The organism is Agromyces sp. P1_H4 (assembly GCF_056405255.1).
Map to the genome: position 1 here is coordinate 1 of NZ_JBFUCL010000027.1, position 18,573 is coordinate 18,573.

An 18,573-nucleotide genomic window follows, 5' to 3' on the forward strand; every position below is an offset into this window, starting at 1 on the left:
TCCGGCCGCGGGAATGCGCGGCGCCAGCGGGCGGCGCCCGATGAGCACCGGGCCGGCGATGGGATGCGGCGGACCGTCGCCGATCCGGAACGCCGGGATGGCCCGGGTCGGCGGTGGTGGCACGGGTGCCGCCGGTCCCGCCTCGGCGACGAACGGCACGGTCGACGGTCGCTGGGGCGCACCCGCAGCCGACGACGGCTGCGACTCGGCGACGGGCACCCCCGCCGCGTGTCCGGAGGGAACCGGACTGCCGGCACCGGCGGACCGGCGTGGAGTGAGGATCGTGTCGGCCGAGTCCAGGGGCGTGCCGGGCTCGGCGTCGGCATTCGGCCCGGGTGCGCCGGCGACGGGCCGTGCGCGGCCCATGAGGATGGTGTCGGCATCGGCGGCGGATGCCCGGGGTCGCCGGGGCGCGGCGGGCGAGTTCCACTCGAGGGCCGAGGCGCGCAGGCTGGCGCGCGCGTGCGCCACCACGTCGTTCGTCTCACCGAGGTGATCGAGCGGCGAATCCGCCCCGACGATGCGGATCGCGATCACGGCGTCGAAGTCGGCGAGGTGCCAGGGACGGATGTCGCGCGCGTCGAACCGCCTCGTGCCGCCGGGCGACGTGAGGTCGACGACGGCGTCGCCGCGCACGACGGCCGTCACCTCGGCGGGCGAGTCGCCCGGCCACCAGACGATGCCGAAGGACTCCACCGCGTCCGCGCCGCCGAGCGGGACCAGGCCGACGAGGGCCTCGATGGTCACCGTCTCGTCGGCCGCTGCCGCCGCCAAGGCCGTGGTCGCCGCATCGGGAGCCGGCGCGGCGATCGCGGCGATGAAGCGGTCGCCCACGACGATGTCCCATGCGGGCGCGCCCGGCACCGCCGCGCTCGTGACGGATCCGACCACCATGTCGACCAGTCTGGCATCGTGCGCCCCGACACGTCCCCGCAGGACTCATCCCGTGGGATCTCCCGTGGGATCCACCACATAGGAGATGGCATTGTATGGAATCAGTTGCGAACCGCGCTGGTTTCGACGGAATCGCTTGCCAGCGGCATCCGTCGCTGACATGATCGACGCATGACGAACTCCGCGCGTTCGGCGCAGCTGCGGCCGGTGCACCTCGACGACGTCTCCAAGGCGATCATCGAGCAGCTCCAGGCCGACGGCCGGCGGTCGTACGCCGACATCGGCAAGGCGGTCGGCCTGTCGGAGGCCGCGGTCCGTCAGCGCGTGCAGCGGCTCACCGAATCGGGCGTCATGCAGATCGTCGCCGTGACCGACCCGATGCAGTTGGGCTTCACCCGGCAGGCCATGATCGGCATCCGCGCCGGCGGCGACACCCGAGAACTCGCCGAGCAGCTCGCCGAGATCCCCGAGCTCGACTACGTCGTGCTCACGGCCGGCAGCTTCGACCTGCTCGCCGAGGTGGTCTGCGAGAACGACGAGGAACTCATCAACCTGCTGAACTCGCGCATCCGCAACCTGCCCGGCGTGCAGAGCACCGAGACCTTCGTATACCTGAAGCTGCAGAAGCAGTTCTACAACTGGGGCACCCGCTGAGCGGGCGACCCGAACCAGGAGGACAGCCATGACCACCCTCGACTCACCGACGAGCCTCGACGTGCGCTACGACAACGCGGACCTGCAGCAGAAGGCCAAGGACCACCTCTGGATGCACTTCTCCCGGCAGTCCACGATGGCGACGTCGGGAGTGCCGATCATCACCCGCGGCGAGGGCCATCACATCTTCGATGTGGAGGGCCGCAAGTACTTCGACGGCCTCTCGGGCCTCTTCGTCGTGAACGCCGGCCACGGACGCCGGCGCCTCGCCGAGGTCGCCGCCAAGCAGGCCGAGCAGCTCGCGTTCTTCCCKATCTGGTCGTACGCGCATCCCTCGGCGATCGAGCTCGCCGACCGGCTGGCGGACTACGCACCCGGGGACCTCAACCGCGTCTTCTTCTCGACGGGCGGCGGCGAGGCGGTCGAGACGGCGTTCAAGCTGGCGAAGTACTACTGGAAGCTGAAGGGCCAGCCCACCAAGCACAAGGTGATCTCGCGCGCCGTGGCCTACCACGGCACACCCCAGGGAGCGCTCGCGATCACCGGCATCCCCGCCATGAAGGCGATGTTCGAACCGCTCACGCCGGGCGGGTTCCGGGTGCCGAACACGAACTTCTACCGGGCTGCAGAGGTTGGCGCGCCGTCCGAGGACCTCGAGGCGTTCGGCGTCTGGGCCGCGAACCGGATCGAGGAGATGATCCTCTTCGAGGGTCCCGAGACGGTGGCGGCGGTCTTCCTCGAGCCGGTGCAGAACTCCGGCGGATGCTTCCCGCCGCCGCCCGGATACTTCCAGCGCGTGCGCGAGATCTGCGACCAGTACGATGTGCTGCTCGTCTCCGACGAGGTGATCTGCGCATTCGGTCGCATCGGGCACATGTTCGCCTGTGATGCCTACGGCTACGTGCCCGACATGATCACGTGCGCCAAGGGCATGACGTCGGGGTACTCCCCCATCGGCGCGACGATCGTCTCGGAGAAGATCTACGAGCCCTTCGCCACCGGGACGACCTCGTTCTACCACGGCTACACCTTCGGCGGTCATCCCGTGTCGGCCGCCGTCGCCCTCGAGAACCTCGACATCTTCGAGGAGGAGGGGCTGAACGAGCGCGTGCGCGAGAACTCCCCCCTGTTCCGTGCCGAGCTCGAGAAGCTCCTCGACCTGCCGATCGTGGGCGACGTGCGCGGCGACGGGTACTTCTTCGGCATCGAGCTCGTGAAGGACAAGGCCACTCGCGAGACCTTCGACGACGACGAATCCGAGCGGCTGCTGCGCGGGTTCCTCTCGAAGGCCCTGTTCGACGCCGGCCTGTACTGCCGGGCCGACGACCGCGGAGACCCCGTGATCCAGCTCGCGCCGCCGCTCACCATCGGCGTGCCCGAGTTCCAGGAGATCGAGCAGATCCTGCGAGGGGTGCTCACCGAAGCCTCGAACCGGCTCTGATGGCGTCGCTCCGTCGCGCGACGGACGGCAGCGAGGCGACGTATCGGCAGGCGAGCTTCTGGCTCGACGATGTCGTCGTCTCGGGCACGGACGACCTGGCTCCCCGGGCCGCCCTGACGTCGGATGCCTCGTTCGACGTCTGCATCGTCGGCGGAGGGCTGACGGCCCTGTGGACGGCGTACGCACTCGCGAAGGCGGAACCCCGGCTGCGGATCGCGGTCCTTGAGCGCGAGATCGCCGGCTACGGCGCGTCGGGCCGGAACGGCGGATGGTGCTCGGCGCTGTTCCCCCGCTCGGCAGCGTCACTGGAACGCGAGCACGGGTTCGATGCGGCCGTCGCCATGCGGCGCGCGATGATCGACACCGTCGAGGAAGTCGGTCGCGTCACCCGAGCCGAGGGCATCGAGTGCGACTACGAACGTGGCGGCACGGTGGTCTTCGCGCGGAACGACGTGCAGCGGGCAGCCGCCATCGCCGACGTCGGCGAGGCACGTCGGTTCGGTGTCGATCGCCTCGAGTACTGGGACGACGCGGCGGTCGCGGGGCGCTTCGGCGCCTCGGGAATCGACGGGGCCTCCCCCACCGCCGTGCTCGATCCCGCGTGCGCACGGCTGCATCCGGCGAAGTTGGTGCGGGGCCTCGCCCGCGTGGTCGAGGCGCTCGGCGTCGCGATCTTCGAGCGGACGGAGGTGGTCGATTGGGCCGCCGGGAAGGTGCGATTCCATGCCGTCGACTCGGGTGCGCACGGGACCGTCTCGGCGCGCCGGGTCATCATCGCCCTCGAGGGCTACGGCTCGCAACTGCCGCGCGTTCGGCGGCGCATCCTCCCGATCTACTCGCTGATGATCGCGACCGAACCACTCCCCGACGAGGTCTGGAGCGAGATCGGGATCGCGCACGGCCAGACGTTCAGCGACTACCGGCACCTCCTGATCTACGGTCAGCGCACGGCCGACAATCGATTCGCGTTCGGTGGTCGTGGCGCCCGGTATCACTGGGGAAGCGCGGTCGATCCGGCGTACGAGCGGGTCGACGACGTGTTCTCGCACCTGCACCGTGCCCTGCGCGAGCTCTTCCCGGCGTTGGGCGACGCGCGGATCACGCACCGCTGGGGTGGTCCGCTCGGCATCGCGAGGGACTGGCACGCGACCGCGAGCTACAACCCGAGGACGGGGGTCGGCTTCGCGGGCGGGTACGTGGGCGATGGGCTCTCGACGACGAATCTGGCGGGCCGCACGCTCGCCGACCTCGTGCTCGAACGCTCCACCGCGCTGACCGCCCTCCCGTGGGCGAACCACCGTTCGCCCCTGTGGGAGCCGGAGCCGCTCCGCTTCGCCGGCGCGAACCTCGGCGTGCTCGGCATGCAACTCGCCGACGTCGAGGAACGGGTGACGAAGCGGCCATCCGTCGCCGCTCGGCTGCTGGGTCCGCTCACCGGTCACTGACATCCGACCCGGGTCGGGAGAATGCCCACTCGGGGAGTGCGCCACTGCCGATGAACGACGCGAGCAGCCCCGCCATCGAGAGGTCGGGTTCCGCCGAGATCGCCTGCTCGAGCAGCGCTCCGGCCGCCGATCCCATGCCGAGTGCCCACGCCAGCCAGGCCGCAACGCACAGCGGCGGCCCGCGGTGGCCGTCGGGCGCATGTGCTGCGGCCCACCGCACCGCCTCGAGCGCCCGGCGCACCCGATCGGCATCGGGCCTGATGGTCGTCTGCCCGAGCAGGAGCCGCGCGAGCAGGTCGGAGACCGTTTCGCCGGGGTCGTCGGCGTGCCGCCGACGGACGACCTGGTCGACGGTCTCTCCCGTGCGCTCCGCCACCGCGGCGGTCTCGAAGGCGTCGTCCAGGGCCGTCTCGCCGACCACCGGCCCGAATCCGAACTGCAGCATCATCGCATCGCGGATGCCCGGTCGCCGCGCCAGGTGGAGGAACCACGCGATGCGGCGTTCGGGCTGATCGCCGGGCTCGCCCTCGAGCAGGGCCTCGACGAGCTCAACCGGGTCCGCCTCGGCGCCGAGTTCGGCGAGCGCCGCCTCGCCTCGCTCGAGGTCGTCGAATCGGGCGATGTRCTCGGCGATCTCGCGGTAGGTGGCGTCGTCGGGCGTCGGCAGGCGACCGGAGTCGGCCACGCCGCCGATCGAGCGGGCGTCGCCCGGAACCCGGCTCAGTGCGCTGCTCTCGTCGATCATCGCGACCGGATGCCCGTTGGCGGGCGTCGCGGGATCGAGAAGCGACCCCCAGGCGTCGGCGCCGTGGCAGAGGGCGTCCCGCACCACGAATCCGGCCTGCTCGATGCGTCGGACCAGCAGCGACAGGAGCGCGCGTTCGGGGAACCGGCGGGTCGCGCCGAAGGTCGCGTCGGTGTACGCGATCGGCACGACGGCATCGACGCCCGGCATCCGACAGAGCGTGCCGATGATGGCGCTGACGACCGCCTGCCGCTCGGCCGCGCGCCGAGGGAGGTCATGACGGAGGACGCCGGCCGAGCGCGTGCCGCGGAAGGCCACGCAGACGATCGAGCGTTCGGGGATGAACCCGGCAAGGGTGGGCACGATGGCCAGCAGGTCGTGGGCACCGGCGGCACGGATGATGGTGGTCATGCGGTGAGCATGGCGCCCGCGGCATCCGTCGCGCCCCGGCGCCACTTCCGTATCGATGGCCCTCAGTCGGGCGAGGCCTGGGGAGGAGGACTCAACCCGCGGCGAAGATCCGGGAGACCTCGTCGAGCTCGGCGTCGGTCGGCTGCCAGGCGACACCGGCGGCCGCGTTCTGCCGGATCTGCTCGGGCCGCGTGGTGCCGGCGATCACGCTCGTCAGCGACGGCTGTGCGAGCAGCCATCCGAACGTGGCCTCGAGCATGCTGATGCCGCGCGCGTCGGCGAAGTCGCGGTATCGGTCGAGCACGTCCCATGGCGCGTCGTCGACGAGGTGACGGCGCTGACGCATGATACGGGTGTCGGCGGGCTGCTCGTCGCGTCGGAACTTTCCGGTGAGCAGGCCGTTCTGCAGCGGGAAGTACGGCAGGAAGCCGAGCCCCAGGTGCCGGACCGCCGGGAGGACCTCGGCCTCGACGCCCCGTGCCAGCAGGTTGTACTCGTTCTGCGCGGAGATGAAGCGTGCGGCGCCCAGCTCGCGCGCGACGTATTCCGCCTCCGCGATCTGCCAGCCGCTCAGGTTGGAGTGGCCGAGGTAGCGCACCTTGCCGGCGCGCACGAGGTCGTCGAGTGCCGCGATGGTCTCGTCGATCGGCGTTGCAGGGTCGGGCGTGTGCAGCTGGTACAGGTCGATCCAGTCGGTCTGCAACCGCCGGAGCGACCCCTCGACGGCGAGGCGGATGTAGCGGCGCGAGCCCCGTGCTCCCCACGCCGGGAGGGGCGACGGCAGGCTCGAGTGCCCGAACTTCGTCGCGATGACGACCTCGTCGCGGCGCCCGCGCAGCGCTGAGCCCAGGAGGGTCTCGCTGAGTCCGTACTCGCGGCCGTAGATGTCGGCGGTGTCGATGAGATTGACGCCGACGTCGAGCGCCGCCGCCACTACGGCGTCCGTGCCCTCCTGGCCTTCCGTGGCGGTGCCCACCCGACCGAAGTTGTTGCCGCCGAGCCCCACGGTCGAGACGCGGAGGCCCGACCGGCCGAGGGAGCGGTACTCGAGATCCGTCATCGCTCCAGCCTATTCGCGCACGGTCCTCGGCTCTCGACTCGTCCTCCCCAGCCGACTCGATCGGGCGCGATCCGCGATGTCCGATTCCCGCGAGTCGATGTCGGATGCCGCGGCTACGCTCGAACCATGACCAACGTGTACCTCACCCGCCTCGACAGCCCCGTCGGGCGCATCGAGCTCGTCGGCGATGACGATGCGCTGACCGGCGTCACCATCGAGCGCGATGGCGCGCTCCCCCACGACGGCGAGCCCGAGCGCTCCAATCCGGTGCTCGACGACGCCCGATCGCAGCTCCTCGAGTACTTCGCCGGCGCACGCACCGACTTCGACGTCCCCGTCCGCCTTTCGGGCACGGCGTTCCAGCAGGCCGTCTGGGCCGAACTCGAGCGGCTCCAGTGGGGCGAGGCCATCTCATACGGCGCGCTGGCCACGGCCGTCGGCAAGCCCGGGTCGGCCCGTGCGATCGGCGGCGCCGTCGGTGCCAACCCGGTGCCCATCATCGTCGGATGCCATCGGGTGCTCGCGTCCGACGGACGTATCACGGGCTACTCCGGCGGCGACGGCATCCCGACCAAGCTCTGGCTGCTCGGACACGAACGCATCGGCTTCGCCGCGTGAGCGTCATCCCATCCGCCGACGTCGTGATCGGTGACGACGCCCTCCCCCGCTGCGCCTGGGGCGCGAACGATCCCGAATACCGCCGGTACCACGACGAGGAATGGGCCACGCCACAGCACGATCCCGTGTGCCTCTACGAGAAGGTCTGCCTCGAGGGGTTCCAGGCGGGGCTGTCGTGGATCACCATCCTCCGCCGGCGGCCGGCGTTCCGCGAGGTCTTCCACGGGTTCGACGTCGATCAGGTCGCCGCGATGACCGAGGCCGACGTCGAGCGGCTGCTGACCGACGCCCGCATCATCCGCCACCGGGGCAAGATCGAGGCCGCCATCCAGAACGCCAGGGCCACCCTCGCTCTGGATGTCCCTCTCGACGAACTCCTGTGGAGCTTCGCTCCCCCGCCTCGCGACACGGCGCCGCGGTCGTTCGCGGAGGTTCCCGCCACGACGCCCGAGTCCGTTGCTATGAGCAAGGAGCTCCGCCGGCTCGGCTTCCGGTTCGTCGGGCCGACCACGATGTACGCGCTCATGCAGGCTGCGGGCATGGTGGACGACCACGTGTCGGGGTGCTTCCGGGCGAGGATGCCGCGAGACGCATCCGCGGAGCCCGTCACGACAGTCGCCTGATCAGGCTCAGGCCAGGAGCTCCAGCTCGCGCATGCCGCTCGCGGGGTCAGCGCCCTGAGCGGCGTCGAGCCCGAATCCGGCGGTCCGCGCCCAGTCGATCAGCTCGTCGACCGATTCCACCGTCGGACGAGACTCGAGCACCGCCCGCGTGAACGCGCCCTTCGCCGTCTTGTTGAAGTGGTTGAGGGCGCGACGTCGTCCGTCGCCTCCGATCGTGACGACGCGAACGAAGACGCTGTCCTCTCGGACGGGCGCCGGGCCGAGGTGCGCGTACCCCTCGGAGCGGAGGTCCACGATCAGCCCGCGCTGCTGCGCGAGCGACGACTCGAGGAGCGGCCGCCAGAACTGACGCAGCCGGATGCCGGGGAGACGCGAGTCATGGGACAGCCGGTAGGCGGGAATGGGATCGAGCGCGCCGACCAGGCCGAACAAGGCCGAGTGCACCATGACCGTGCGGGCCGCATACGACCTCGCCTCGGCCGACAGCGTCGGGGCGTCGAGCGCATCGAACAGCACCCCCGTGTAGCGGTCGATCGCAGGCATCGACGGCGCAACGTGGATCCGACGGTTCCGCTCGACCTCGGCCGATTGCCGCGGACCGAGCTTCAAGGCGCGCATGGCGGCGTCATGGTCCGCGGCGAGTGTCGCGACCGCGTCCATCAGCTCGAACCGGGCATCGTTCAGTTCGGGTGCGGCCAGCAGCGCGAGATCGACCGGGCCACCGTCGCCGCCATCCCGTTTCGTCTCGGACGGCGGCAGGAGCAGCCGCATCTAGGACGCGATGAAGGCGAGCGCCGCCTCGACGTTCGATCCGAGCGACTGCACGCTGTCGATGGTCACGCGCGGCAGCGCCGAGGACGGACCCGTCCACGGGGCGTAGCCCTCGAGGCTCTGCTCGACGGCGCGCCACGTCGTCTCCTCGAGGTGCGGKAGCCGACGCTCGCGCTTCTCGAGACGCGCACGGTGCACTCCCTCGTCGGAGCAGGCCACCTCGATCACCCGCAGTCGCACATCGGCGCGCGCAGCGAGGTCGCGCCACTGCAGCCGAGCCGCCTCCGCGGCATTCACCGCGTCGACGATGACCGTGCGTCCGGAGTCGAGCTCCTTCTCCGCGATCTCCTCGGCAACGAGGTACGCCGCGAGCCCGGTGGGCTGGTCGGCGTCGATGCCGGCGCGGAGAATGGCCGACTCGATGGGGTCGACGGACACGACCGTGGCGCCGAGCCGGGCACCGACGATCTCGGCGATCGTCGACTTGCCCGCGCCCGGCAGCCCGGCCATGACGATGAGTTGGGTGACGCTCAGGTCACCGAACTGGCGTTCGATCGGCTGCTCCCCCTGCATCCGTGCTCCCTCAGGCGAGCTCGGCCCGCGACGCGACGAGCTGGACCGAGTCGGACTGCACCGACAGGAACCCGTCCTCCGCGTTGGCCGTGATCTTCTCGCCACCCGGGAGGGTGACGCGAACTTCGCCACCGGCGAGGATCGCGAGCATGGGCTCGTGGCCGGGAAGGATGCCGATCTCGCCTTCGACCGTACGGGCGATGACCATGGACGCCTCGCCCGACCAGACCTCCCGGTCGGCCGAGACGACGCTCACATTGAGGACGGCCATGCTCAGCCGTTCTCCTTCTGGATGCGGGCCCAGTTCTCCTCGACGTCGGTGATGGGGCCGACGTTGAAGAACGCCTGCTCCGCGACGTGGTCGAAGTCACCGCGGGCGATCGCGTCGAACGACTCGATCGTGTCCTTGAGCGGCACCGTGGAGCCCTCGACACCGGTGAACTTCTTCGCCATGTAGGTGTTCTGCGAGAGGAACTGCTGGATGCGACGCGCGCGCGACACCGTGATCTTGTCTTCCTCGGAGAGCTCGTCGACACCGAGGATCGCGATGATCTCCTGGAGCTCCTTGTTCTTCTGGAGGATCTGCTTGACCGTGGTGGCGACGCGGTAGTGGTCCTCGCCCAGGTAGCGGGGGTCCATGATGCGCGACGTCGAGGTGAGCGGGTCGATGGCCGGGTAGAGACCCTTCGACGCGATCTCACGCGACAGCTCGGTCGTGGCGTCGAGGTGCGCGAACGTCGTGGCCGGAGCGGGGTCGGTGTAGTCGTCGGCGGGGACGTAGATCGCCTGGAGCGAGGTGATCGAGTGGCCGCGCGTCGACGTGATGCGCTCCTGCAGGACGCCCATCTCGTCGGCGAGGTTCGGCTGGTAGCCCACCGCGGACGGCATGCGGCCGAGCAGCGTCGACACCTCGGAGCCCGCCTGCGTGAAGCGGAAGATGTTGTCGATGAAGAGCAGCACGTCCTGCTTCTGCACGTCGCGGAAGTACTCCGCCATGGTCAGCGCGGAGAGCGCGACGCGAAGGCGCGTGCCCGGCGGCTCATCCATCTGGCCGAAGACGAGGGCGGTCTTGTCGAAGACGCCCGCCTCCTCCATCTCGTGGATGAGGTCGTTGCCCTCACGGGTGCGCTCGCCGACACCGGCGAACACGGAGACGCCACCGTGGTCCTGCGCCACGCGCTGGATCATCTCCTGGATGAGGACGGTCTTGCCGACGCCCGCACCACCGAAGAGGCCGATCTTGCCGCCCTGCACGTAGGGGGTGAGGAGGTCGATCGACTTGATGCCGGTCTCGAAGAGCTGCGTCTTCGACTCGAGCTGGTCGAATGCCGGGGGCCGGCGGTGGATCGGCCAGCGCTCGGTGATCTCGACCTGCTCGCCCGGCTCGCCGTTGAGGATCTCGCCGATGACGTTGAACACCTTGCCCTTGGTGACGTCGCCCACGGGGACGGAGATCGCCTCGCCGGTGTCGGTCACCTCCTGGCCGCGCACGAGCCCGTCGGTGGGCTTCAGCGCGATGGCGCGGACGAGGTCGTCACCCAGGTGCTGGGCGACCTCGAGGGTCAGGACGAGGGTCTCGCCTCCGACCGTGATCTTGGTCTGGAGAGCGTTGTAGATCTCGGGGATCGAGTCGTGCGGGAACTCGATGTCGACGACGGGGCCCGTGACGCGGGCGATGCGGCCGACGGCGCCGGCGGTCGACTCGGCGACCGGCGCGGTTGCGGTGTCAGTCATTCTGGCTCTCTCTTTTCTGGGTTACTTCTTGGCGACGAGCGCGTCGGCGCCGCCCACGATCTCGGAGATCTGCTGCGTGATCTCGGCCTGGCGCGCGTTGTTCGCCAGCCGGGTGTAGTCGGTGATGAGCTTGTCGGCGTTGTCGCTTGCCGACTTCATCGCCTTCTGCGTGGCCGCGTGCTTCGCTGCAGCGGACTGCAGGAGCGCGTTGAAGATGCGGCTCTCGATGTAGACCGGCAGCAGCGCATCGAGCACGGTCTCGACGTCGGGCTCGAACTCGTAGAGCGGCTGCACGGTCGCGTCGGGCTCGTCGACACCCTCGACGACCTCGAGCGGCAGCAGGCGCACGACCTCGGGGGTCTGCGTCATCATGCTCACGAACTTGTTGTAGACGACGTGGATCTCGTCGACACCGCCGTCGGCGGCGTCCCGGAGGAACGCCTCGAGCACGGCGTCGGCGATCTCCTTGGCGAGCTCGAATTCGGGGTTCTCGGAGCTGCCGGTCCACTGCTGTTCGGACGCGCGGCGACGGAACTGGAAGTAGCCCACGGCCTTGCGCCCGACGAGGAAGTACACGACCTCCTTGCCCTGCGAGCGGAGCAGCTCGGCGAGCTCCTCCGCCTCGCGCAGCACCTGCGAGTTGAATGCTCCCGCGAGGCCACGGTCGGACGTGAGGATCACGACGGCTGCGCGCTCGATCGTCTCGGGCTCGGTGGTGAGCACGTGGTCGACGTTCGAGTACGTCGCGACGGCCGAGACGGCGCGCGTGATGGCGCGCGAGTACGGCGTCGAAGCCGTCACGCGTGCCTGCGCCTTCTGGATGCGCGAGGCGGCGATGAGCTCCATCGCCTTGGTGATCTTCTTCGTCGTCTGGGCAGACTTGATCTTCTGCCGGTAGACCCGAAGTTGCGCTCCCATTTCTCTCCTGTATGCCTAGGTTCGATCGTCGTCGCCGGCTGCCTAGCGGCGAGCCTTGACGATCTTCTCCTGGTTGACGTCCTCCGCGGCGATGGCCTCGAACTGCTCGCTGCCCACCGAGGCGAGCGGCTTGCCCTCACCGGTCTGGAATTCGAGCTTGAACTTGTCGACCTCGGCCTCGAGGGTCGCGACCGTCTCGTCGGACAGCACGTTCGTGTCGCGCAGCGTCGAGAGCACCTCGGTGTTGCGGCCGAGGTAGTCGAGCAGCTCGCGCTCGAAGCGCAGGATGTCCTCGACCGGGACCTCGTCGAGCTTGCCGTTGGTGCCGGCCCAGATCGAGACGACCTGCTCCTCGACGGGGTACGGCGAGTACTGCGGCTGCTTGAGCAGCTCGGTGAGGCGTGCGCCACGGGCGAGCTGGCGACGGCTCGCGGCGTCGAGGTCGGACGCGAACATCGCGAACGCCTCGAGCGAGCGGTACTGGGCGAGCTCGAGCTTCAGCGTGCCCGAGACCTTCTTGATCGACTTCACCTGCGCGTCGCCGCCGACTCGCGACACCGAGATGCCCACGTCGACCGCAGGACGCTGGTTCGCGTTGAAGAGGTCGGACTGGAGGAAGATCTGGCCGTCGGTGATCGAGATCACGTTGGTCGGGATGTACGCCGAGACGTCGTTCGCCTTCGTCTCGATGATCGGCAGGCCGGTCATCGATCCGGCACCGAGCTCGTCGGAGAGCTTGGCGCAGCGCTCGAGCAGACGCGAGTGCAGGTAGAAGACGTCGCCGGGGTAGGCCTCGCGGCCCGGCGGGCGGCGGAGGAGCAGCGACACGGCACGGTAGGCCTCAGCCTGCTTCGACAGGTCGTCGAAGATGATCAGCACGTGCTTGGAGTCGTACATCCAGTGCTGGCCGATCGCCGAGCCGGTGTACGGCGCCAGGTACTTGAAGCCGGCCGGGTCGGACGCGGGAGCCGCCACGATGGTGGTGTACTCCATGGCGCCGGCGTCTTCGAGAGCGCCCTTGACGCCCGCGATGGTCGAGCCCTTCTGGCCGATCGCCACGTAGATGCAGCGGACCTGCTTGTTGGGGTCGCCTGAGTCCCAGTTCGCCTTCTGGTTGATGATCGTGTCGATCGCGATGGCCGTCTTGCCGGTCTGGCGGTCGCCGATGATGAGCTGACGCTGGCCGCGGCCGACGGGGATCATCGCGTCGATGGCCTTGATGCCGGTCTGGAGGGGCTCGTGCACCGACTTGCGCTGCATGACGCCGGGCGCCTGCAGCTCGAGGGCACGACGGCCCTCGATGCCGGTGATCTCGCCGAGGCCGTCGATCGGGTTGCCGAGCGGGTCGACGACACGGCCGAGGTAGCCCTCGCCGACGGGGACCGAGAGGACCTCGCCCGTGCGAGTCACCTCCATGCCCTCCTCGATGCCGGTGAACTCGCCGAGCACGACGACGCCGATCTCGTCCTCGTCGAGGTTGAGCGCGAGGCCGAGCGTGCCGTCGGCGAAGCGGATGAGCTCATTCGCCATGACCGAGGGCAGGCCCTCGACGTGCGCGATGCCGTCGCCGGCGTCGGTGACGTATCCGACCTCGGTCTTCTGCGCCGTGCCCGGCTCGTACGACGAGACGAACTCCGAGAGAGCCGAACGGATCTCGTCGGGGCTGATGGAGAGTTCTGCCATTGTCTTTCCCTTTTCTGTACCGGTTGTACAGCTACTGGTCTGTCGCGGCGCAGGACGCCGGTCGTTTCGTCCGGCGGTCAGCCGGCAAGCTTCTGCCTCAGCGAGCTGAGGCGGCTGGCGACACTGCCGTCGATGACGTCGTCGCCGATCTGCACGCGGACTCCACCGAGCACGGCGGGGTCGACGATGGTGTCGAATCGGACTCGGCGGCCGGTCTGGGCGGCGAGGCCCTGCTGGAGCCGCGCGAGCTGCTCGGGCGTGAGCGGGACGGCGGTCGTGACCGTCGCGACATCGAATCCACGCTGGTCGGCGACGACGGATGCCGCGTGGCGCAGCGCCTCGCCGATGCGACGGCCGCGGGGCTGCTCCACGAGGTGGCGCACGATGGCGACGGTCTGCGGTGCGGCCTTGCCCCCCAGCAGACGGTCGACGATCTGGGTCTTCGACGCGGTCGGGCTCAGCTTGCTGCCGAGGGCCAGCTCGAGCTCGTCGTCGGAGGCCACCGCCTGCTCGACGGTGAAGAGCTCGGCGTCGACCTGCACGCCCTCGGGAGCGGACTCGGCCGCGACGCGGTAGCCCAGCTCCTCGATGCCGGCGAGGAAGTCGTCTCCGCTCGACCACCGCGCGGTGGCCGCGGCCGACAGCAGGGATGCGGCTGCAGGGCTGATCTTCGAGCCGAAGACCGCCGCGACCAGGGCGCGCTTCTGCGCGGCATCCGCCTCGTTGTCGGTGAGCGCGGAGCGCAGGTGCGACGACGCCCCCACGACCCGGCCGACCGCGAGGAGGTCCTCGGCGACCGTCAGCTCGGCACGGCCGAGCTCGGCGAGCGCCGCTCGCATGTCGGCGAGGGCCCCTCTCGTAGCGCTACCCATGGGTTACTTCTTCCCTCCGGCAGCCGCCTGCTCGCTCGCCTCGAGATCGGCGAGGAAGCGGTCGACGACGTTCTGCGCCTTGCGGTCATCGGAGAGGCTCTCGCCGATGACGCCGGACGCGAGGTCGATCGCGAGGGTGCCGACCTCGGACCGCAGCGAGACGAGCGCCGACTGGCGCTCCGCCTCGATCTGGGCCTGGGCGCCGGCGGTGATGCGGGCCGCTTCTCCGGAAGCCTGCTCCCTCGCCTCGGCGACGATCTTCTTGCCGTCCTCGCGGGCGGTCTCGCGGATGCGACCGGCCTCGGTGCGCGCGTCGGCGAGCTGGGCGGTGTACTCCTCGAGTGCCGCCTCCGCCTTGCGCTGGGCCTCATCGGCCTTCGCGATGTTGCCCTCGATGGCTTCGGCGCGCTCGTCGAGCATCTTCTGGACGCGCGGCAGCGCGTACTTCCAGAAGAAGACGAGGATGATCACGAAGCAGATCGCCGACCCGATGATGTCATAGGGCTCGGGGACGACCGGGCTCATGTTCTCCTCGGCAGCCTCGGTCGCAGCGCTCAGAACTGCGTGGAGCACATTGGCCTCCTAGATAGCGGCGAAGGGGATCAGACGAAGATGAAGTACGTGGCGATGCCGATGAAGGCGAGCGCCTCGGTGAAGGCGATGCCGATCCACATCAGCACCTGGAGGCGGCCGGCGAGCTCGGGCTGGCGGGCGACGCCCTCGATGGTCTTGCCGACCACGATGCCCACGCCGATTGCCGGGCCGATGGCCGCGAGGCCGTAACCGACCGTTGCGATGTTGCCGTTGATCTCAGCGAGAACGGTAGTTGCGTCCACGTTGGGTTTTCCTTTCCTAGGGATGTGCTGGGCGGGTGCCCGGGCTCAGTGCTCTTCTGCGACCGCGAGCTGGATGTAGACCGCGGTGAGGAGGGCGAAGACGTAGGCCTGCAGGACGGCGACGAGGATCTCGAACAGCGTGAACACGAAGCCGAAGGCCAGGCTGCCCACCCCGAGGAGGGTGTACCAGCCGCCGAGCTGCACGACGAAGAACGCCGTCGCCGAGAAGAAGAGCACGAGCAGGAGGTGCCCGACGATCATGTTCATCATGAGTCGGAGGGTGAGCGTGATCGGGCGGATGATGAACGTCGAGATCAGCTCGATGGGCGTCACGATGATGTACACCGGCCACGGCACGCCGGCAGGGAAGAGCGAGTTCTTGAAGAAGTTCTTCGGGCTCTTCTTGACGCCCGCGTAGATGAACGCGGCGTAGGCCACGATCGCGAGGACCAGCGGCACGCCGATGACCGACGTGCCCGCGATGTTCAGGAACGGGATGACACCCGTGAGGTTCATGAACAGCACCATGAAGAAGATGGTGGTGAGGATCGGCAGGAACCGCTTGCCGTCCTTCTTGCCGAGCAGGTCGTCGGCGATGTTCACGCGAACGAGGTCGAGTCCCATCTCGACGAGGCTCTGGAAACGGCCGGGCACGAGACGCATCTTGCGCGTGCCGAGCCAGAAGACGAGGAGCAGCGCGACGACGGCGACGATGCGCACGAGCGTGATGCGGTTGATCTCGAACGGAGTACCGCCGAAGAGCAGTGCCCCCGGGAAGAATTCCTCGATCGACGGACCGTGGAAGCCACCATCGTCGGTGGACATCGGAACCAGCAGGTTCAGAGCGTTAGCTAGCAGCGCTATCTCCTGTTTCGGGGCGTGGAGCTCGGCTCTCGCGTCGACGAACATGGAACGGATTCCGCACATGCCGAAGCCGAGCGGAAACCGGGGGGATCGTCAATACTCTAGCAACAACTTCTACGAGCGGACGAATTCAGGCGGACCTCAGTCGTCGGTGGGTGCCTTCGGTAGCTGCACGTCGCTCGCGTAGGGCATGCGGGACTTCGCGACGACGAGCACGTCGACGACGAGGGACGCGATGACGCCGGCGACGAGGCTGAGGAACAGCACGACCGGATTGAGCCAGGACGCGTCGCGGAGCACGACGACGAGCACGATGAAGACGATGAACTTCAGCAGCCATCCGCCGAGCACGATCGCGAAGAACACGCCGACGAACACGTCGCTGGAGGCGTACCGGTTGGCGAGGAGGATGCTGGCCGCCGTGATGCCCATGAAGATCACCGCCATGAGCGTGCCGATGAGGGCGCTGACGAGCCCCTCGGTGCCCGCGAAGACCAGCCCGAGGACGGCGCTCACCACCAGCACGACCGCCGCGAGCGCACCGCCCCACGCGAGGGCGCGGCGCAGCACCGGGTTCGAGGTGGGCGTGCGGTCGGCGGGCTCAGGCCGTGCGTCGGTCATCGTGCTCCAGTTCGGGGTCGCCGGAGGCTGGCCGGCTGGGCTCATCGGGGACGGTCACGGGGACGGGCTTGGGTTCGAGCTCGTCGAAGACGACACCCTCGGGCAGGTCGGGGGTCTCGGCCTCCGCGGCGACCGTGAGGCGCTTGCGGCGGCCCAGTGGCGCCAGGGTGATCGCAGCGCACACCACGAAGCCCACGCCGATGAAGGCGAACGCCCACATGGCGCTCGTCCCGAGGTAGACGGGCAGCACGTACGTGAGGAGGCATCCGATCGACACCACCGCGGTCCACGCGTAGAAGATGAGCACGGCGTTCAGGTGCGAGTGGCCCATGTCGAGCAGCCGGTGGTGCAGGTGCTTCCGGTCGGCGGAGAACGGCGACTTGCCTGCACGCAGCCGCCGGACGACGGCGAGCCCGAAGTCGAGCAGCGGGATGACGAGCACCGCGAACGGCAGGATGATCGGGATGAACGCGGCGAAGAGGTCCTGGATGCCGACGGCGGCCGGGTTGATCTGGCCGGTCACCGAGATCGCCGAGGTGGCCATGAGGAGGCCGATGAGCAGCGCCCCGGCGTCGCCCATGAACAGCTTGGCGGGGTGCCAGTTGAGCGGCAGGAAGCCGATGCAGGCACCGACGATCACGATCGCGAGCAACGAGGCGAGGTTGAAGTAGTTGAGCGGCGACGTCTTCTGCACCAGGAGGTAGGTGTAGAGGAAGAACACGCCGTTGGCGATGAGGGCGACTCCGGCGACGAGGCCGTCGAGCCCGTCGATGAAGTTGATCGCGTTCATCACCAGCACGATCGTGAACACCGTGATGGTGGCGCTCATCCACGACGAGCCGACCGTGATGCCGCCGATCGGCAGCGAGACGATCGAGACGCCCTGCCAGGCGATCAGACCGGCGGCGACGAACTGCCCGGCGAGCTTCGTGGTCCAGTCGAGGTCCCAGATGTCGTCGGCCACGCCGATGAGCACGATGAGCAGGGCCGCCCCGAGGATCGCGAGCATCTGCGAGGGATTCTGGAAGATGATCGACACGTTCGAGAAGCGGGTCGACCCGAGCGACGACACGAACGCGGCCGCGCCGATCGCGGCGAGGATGCCGACGAACATGGCGATGCCGCCGAGGCGCGGGGTGGGGCGGGTGTGCACGTCGCGTTCGCGGATCTTCGGGTAGAGCCGGTACTTGAGGCTCAGCTTCCAGACCAGGACGGAACCGCCGAAGGTGACGAGCGCGGCCACGAGGGCGAGCGCGAGGAAGAGGGTCATGAGGCGGCGGCATCCGCTTCATCGGCGACGGATGCCGCGGGCGAGCCCCCATCGGCGATGGATGCCTCGGGCGAGCCCTCGGCGGCGACGGATGCCGCGGGCGCCGCACCCTCGATGGGCGCGAGCAGCTCGTCGCCGACGACCGCGGCGATGCGCTCGCGCGAGATCACGCCGGCGCGTACGATGCGGAGCACTCCCCCGTCAGCGGTGAGCCCGGTGGCGTCGACGATCGTCGAGGACGTGTCGCCGGGCCGTTCGCCGATCGCCTCGTACCCCGTGCCGGCCGGTCCGCCGTCGAGGTAGACGGTGACCGACTCGCCGAGCATCGCCTCGGCGTCGGCCGCGGACGTCGCCGACGGCTGCCCCGAGAGGTTGGCGCTCGACACGGCGAGCGGGCCGGTCTCGCTCAGCAGTTCGAGCGCGATCGGGTTGGCCGGCATGCGCAGGGCGACGGTGCCGCGGGTCTCGCCGAGGTCCCACTGCAGCGACGGCTGGGCGTGCAGGATGACCGTGAGTCCGCCGGGCCAGAACTCGGCGACG

General features: G+C 69.3%; 20 protein-coding genes and 1 pseudogene. 5 read left to right on the forward strand and 16 right to left on the reverse strand.

The genetic code is table 11. From position 1 onward, the window contains the following. Window positions 1-894 (reverse strand): annotated as a pseudogene (locus AC1DY2_RS03390) (hypothetical protein); the annotation flags it as partial. Between the two features lie 171 nt (window positions 895-1,065). Between AC1DY2_RS03390 and AC1DY2_RS03395 the strand changes: the two are divergent. Genes AC1DY2_RS03395 through AC1DY2_RS03405 form a run of 3 tightly spaced genes read left to right on the forward strand, consistent with a single transcriptional unit; the run spans window position 1,066 to window position 4,434 of the window. After that, entirely contained in the window at window positions 1,066-1,548 is a 483-nt protein-coding gene (locus AC1DY2_RS03395) for an Lrp/AsnC family transcriptional regulator (RefSeq protein ID WP_476761125.1), read from the forward strand. 28 nt (window positions 1,549-1,576) lie between these two features. Beyond that, on the forward strand, window positions 1,577-2,989 hold the full coding sequence (locus tag AC1DY2_RS03400; protein ID WP_476761126.1) for an aspartate aminotransferase family protein: 1,413 nt from the start codon (window positions 1,577-1,579) through the stop codon (window positions 2,987-2,989). Continuing rightward, entirely contained in the window at window positions 2,989-4,434 is a 1,446-nt protein-coding gene (locus AC1DY2_RS03405) for an NAD(P)/FAD-dependent oxidoreductase (protein ID WP_476761127.1), read from the forward strand. Before AC1DY2_RS03400 ends, AC1DY2_RS03405 begins: the two co-directional genes overlap by 1 nt. Here the strand turns inward: AC1DY2_RS03405 and AC1DY2_RS03410 are convergent. Both AC1DY2_RS03410 and AC1DY2_RS03415 read right to left on the reverse strand, forming a co-directional pair. Beyond that, window positions 4,421-5,590: a DUF4192 family protein gene (locus AC1DY2_RS03410; protein WP_476761128.1), complete on the reverse strand. Its 1,170-nt coding sequence runs from the start codon at window positions 5,588-5,590 to the stop codon at window positions 4,421-4,423. The two genes, AC1DY2_RS03405 and AC1DY2_RS03410, sit on opposite strands and share 14 nt — an antisense overlap. Window positions 5,591-5,681: 91 nt before the next feature. Further along, on the reverse strand, window positions 5,682-6,650 hold the full coding sequence (locus tag AC1DY2_RS03415; protein ID WP_476761129.1) for an aldo/keto reductase: 969 nt from the start codon (window positions 6,648-6,650) through the stop codon (window positions 5,682-5,684). A 126-nt stretch (window positions 6,651-6,776) separates the two neighbouring features. Here AC1DY2_RS03415 and AC1DY2_RS03420 point away from each other — a divergent pair, with 126 nt between their 5' ends. Both AC1DY2_RS03420 and AC1DY2_RS03425 read left to right on the forward strand, forming a co-directional pair. Next, window positions 6,777-7,268, forward strand: coding sequence for a methylated-DNA--[protein]-cysteine S-methyltransferase (locus AC1DY2_RS03420; RefSeq protein WP_476761130.1), 492 nt, complete (start codon window positions 6,777-6,779; stop codon window positions 7,266-7,268). 5 nt (window positions 7,269-7,273) lie between these two features. Then, window positions 7,274-7,891, forward strand: coding sequence for a DNA-3-methyladenine glycosylase I (locus AC1DY2_RS03425; protein WP_476761137.1), 618 nt, complete (start codon window positions 7,274-7,276; stop codon window positions 7,889-7,891). A 6-nt stretch (window positions 7,892-7,897) separates the two neighbouring features. Here the strand turns inward: AC1DY2_RS03425 and AC1DY2_RS03430 are convergent, their stop codons facing one another. The 13 genes from AC1DY2_RS03430 to AC1DY2_RS03490 all read right to left on the reverse strand — a co-directional run. Then, window positions 7,898-8,662, reverse strand: coding sequence for a YaaA family protein (locus AC1DY2_RS03430; protein WP_476761131.1), 765 nt, complete (start codon window positions 8,660-8,662; stop codon window positions 7,898-7,900). Further along, window positions 8,663-9,235: a P-loop nucleotide/nucleoside kinase family protein gene (locus tag AC1DY2_RS03435; RefSeq protein ID WP_309972981.1), complete on the reverse strand. Its 573-nt coding sequence runs from the start codon at window positions 9,233-9,235 to the stop codon at window positions 8,663-8,665. Between the two features lie 10 nt (window positions 9,236-9,245). Next, complete coding sequence (locus AC1DY2_RS03440) at window positions 9,246-9,506, reverse strand: F0F1 ATP synthase subunit epsilon (protein WP_159602190.1); 261 nt, start codon at window positions 9,504-9,506, stop codon at window positions 9,246-9,248. A gap of 2 nt (window positions 9,507-9,508) precedes the next feature. Next, the gene (gene atpD, locus AC1DY2_RS03445; RefSeq protein WP_309972984.1) at window positions 9,509-10,969 is read right to left on the reverse strand and encodes a F0F1 ATP synthase subunit beta; all 1,461 of its coding nucleotides are present in this window, start codon (window positions 10,967-10,969) and stop codon (window positions 9,509-9,511) included. Window positions 10,970-10,990: 21 nt separating this feature from the next. Next, the gene (locus AC1DY2_RS03450) at window positions 10,991-11,887 is read right to left on the reverse strand and encodes a F0F1 ATP synthase subunit gamma (RefSeq protein WP_159602194.1); all 897 of its coding nucleotides are present in this window, start codon (window positions 11,885-11,887) and stop codon (window positions 10,991-10,993) included. 42 nt (window positions 11,888-11,929) lie between these two features. Beyond that, complete coding sequence (gene atpA, locus AC1DY2_RS03455; RefSeq protein WP_476761132.1) at window positions 11,930-13,570, reverse strand: F0F1 ATP synthase subunit alpha; 1,641 nt, start codon at window positions 13,568-13,570, stop codon at window positions 11,930-11,932. A 77-nt stretch (window positions 13,571-13,647) separates the two neighbouring features. Continuing rightward, window positions 13,648-14,442 carry a F0F1 ATP synthase subunit delta gene (locus tag AC1DY2_RS03460; protein WP_476761133.1) on the reverse strand — a complete coding sequence of 265 codons (795 nt, stop codon included), beginning with the start codon at window positions 14,440-14,442 and terminating at the stop codon, window positions 13,648-13,650. 3 nt (window positions 14,443-14,445) lie between these two features. After that, a complete protein-coding gene (locus tag AC1DY2_RS03465) occupies window positions 14,446-15,000 on the reverse strand; it encodes a F0F1 ATP synthase subunit B (protein ID WP_476761138.1) in 555 nt (184 codons plus the stop codon). 44 nt (window positions 15,001-15,044) lie between these two features. Continuing rightward, window positions 15,045-15,278 (reverse strand): ATP synthase F0 subunit C, encoded by a 234-nt coding sequence (gene atpE / locus AC1DY2_RS03470; RefSeq protein ID WP_022888426.1) that lies wholly within the window; start codon window positions 15,276-15,278, stop codon window positions 15,045-15,047. A 45-nt stretch (window positions 15,279-15,323) separates the two neighbouring features. After that, window positions 15,324-16,103 (reverse strand): F0F1 ATP synthase subunit A, encoded by a 780-nt coding sequence (gene atpB, locus AC1DY2_RS03475; protein WP_309973007.1) that lies wholly within the window; start codon window positions 16,101-16,103, stop codon window positions 15,324-15,326. 180 nt (window positions 16,104-16,283) lie between these two features. Then, window positions 16,284-16,763, reverse strand: a complete 480-nt coding sequence (locus AC1DY2_RS03480; RefSeq protein ID WP_476761134.1) for a hypothetical protein — start codon at window positions 16,761-16,763, stop codon at window positions 16,284-16,286. Next, a complete protein-coding gene (locus AC1DY2_RS03485; RefSeq protein ID WP_476761135.1) occupies window positions 16,744-18,033 on the reverse strand; it encodes an MraY family glycosyltransferase in 1,290 nt (429 codons plus the stop codon). The genes AC1DY2_RS03480 and AC1DY2_RS03485 overlap by 20 nt, the downstream gene beginning before the upstream one ends. Then, window positions 18,030-18,573: L-threonylcarbamoyladenylate synthase (locus AC1DY2_RS03490; RefSeq protein ID WP_476761136.1), on the reverse strand; the 544-nt coding region annotated here is incomplete at its 5' end. The genes AC1DY2_RS03490 and AC1DY2_RS03485, both read right to left, overlap by 4 nt.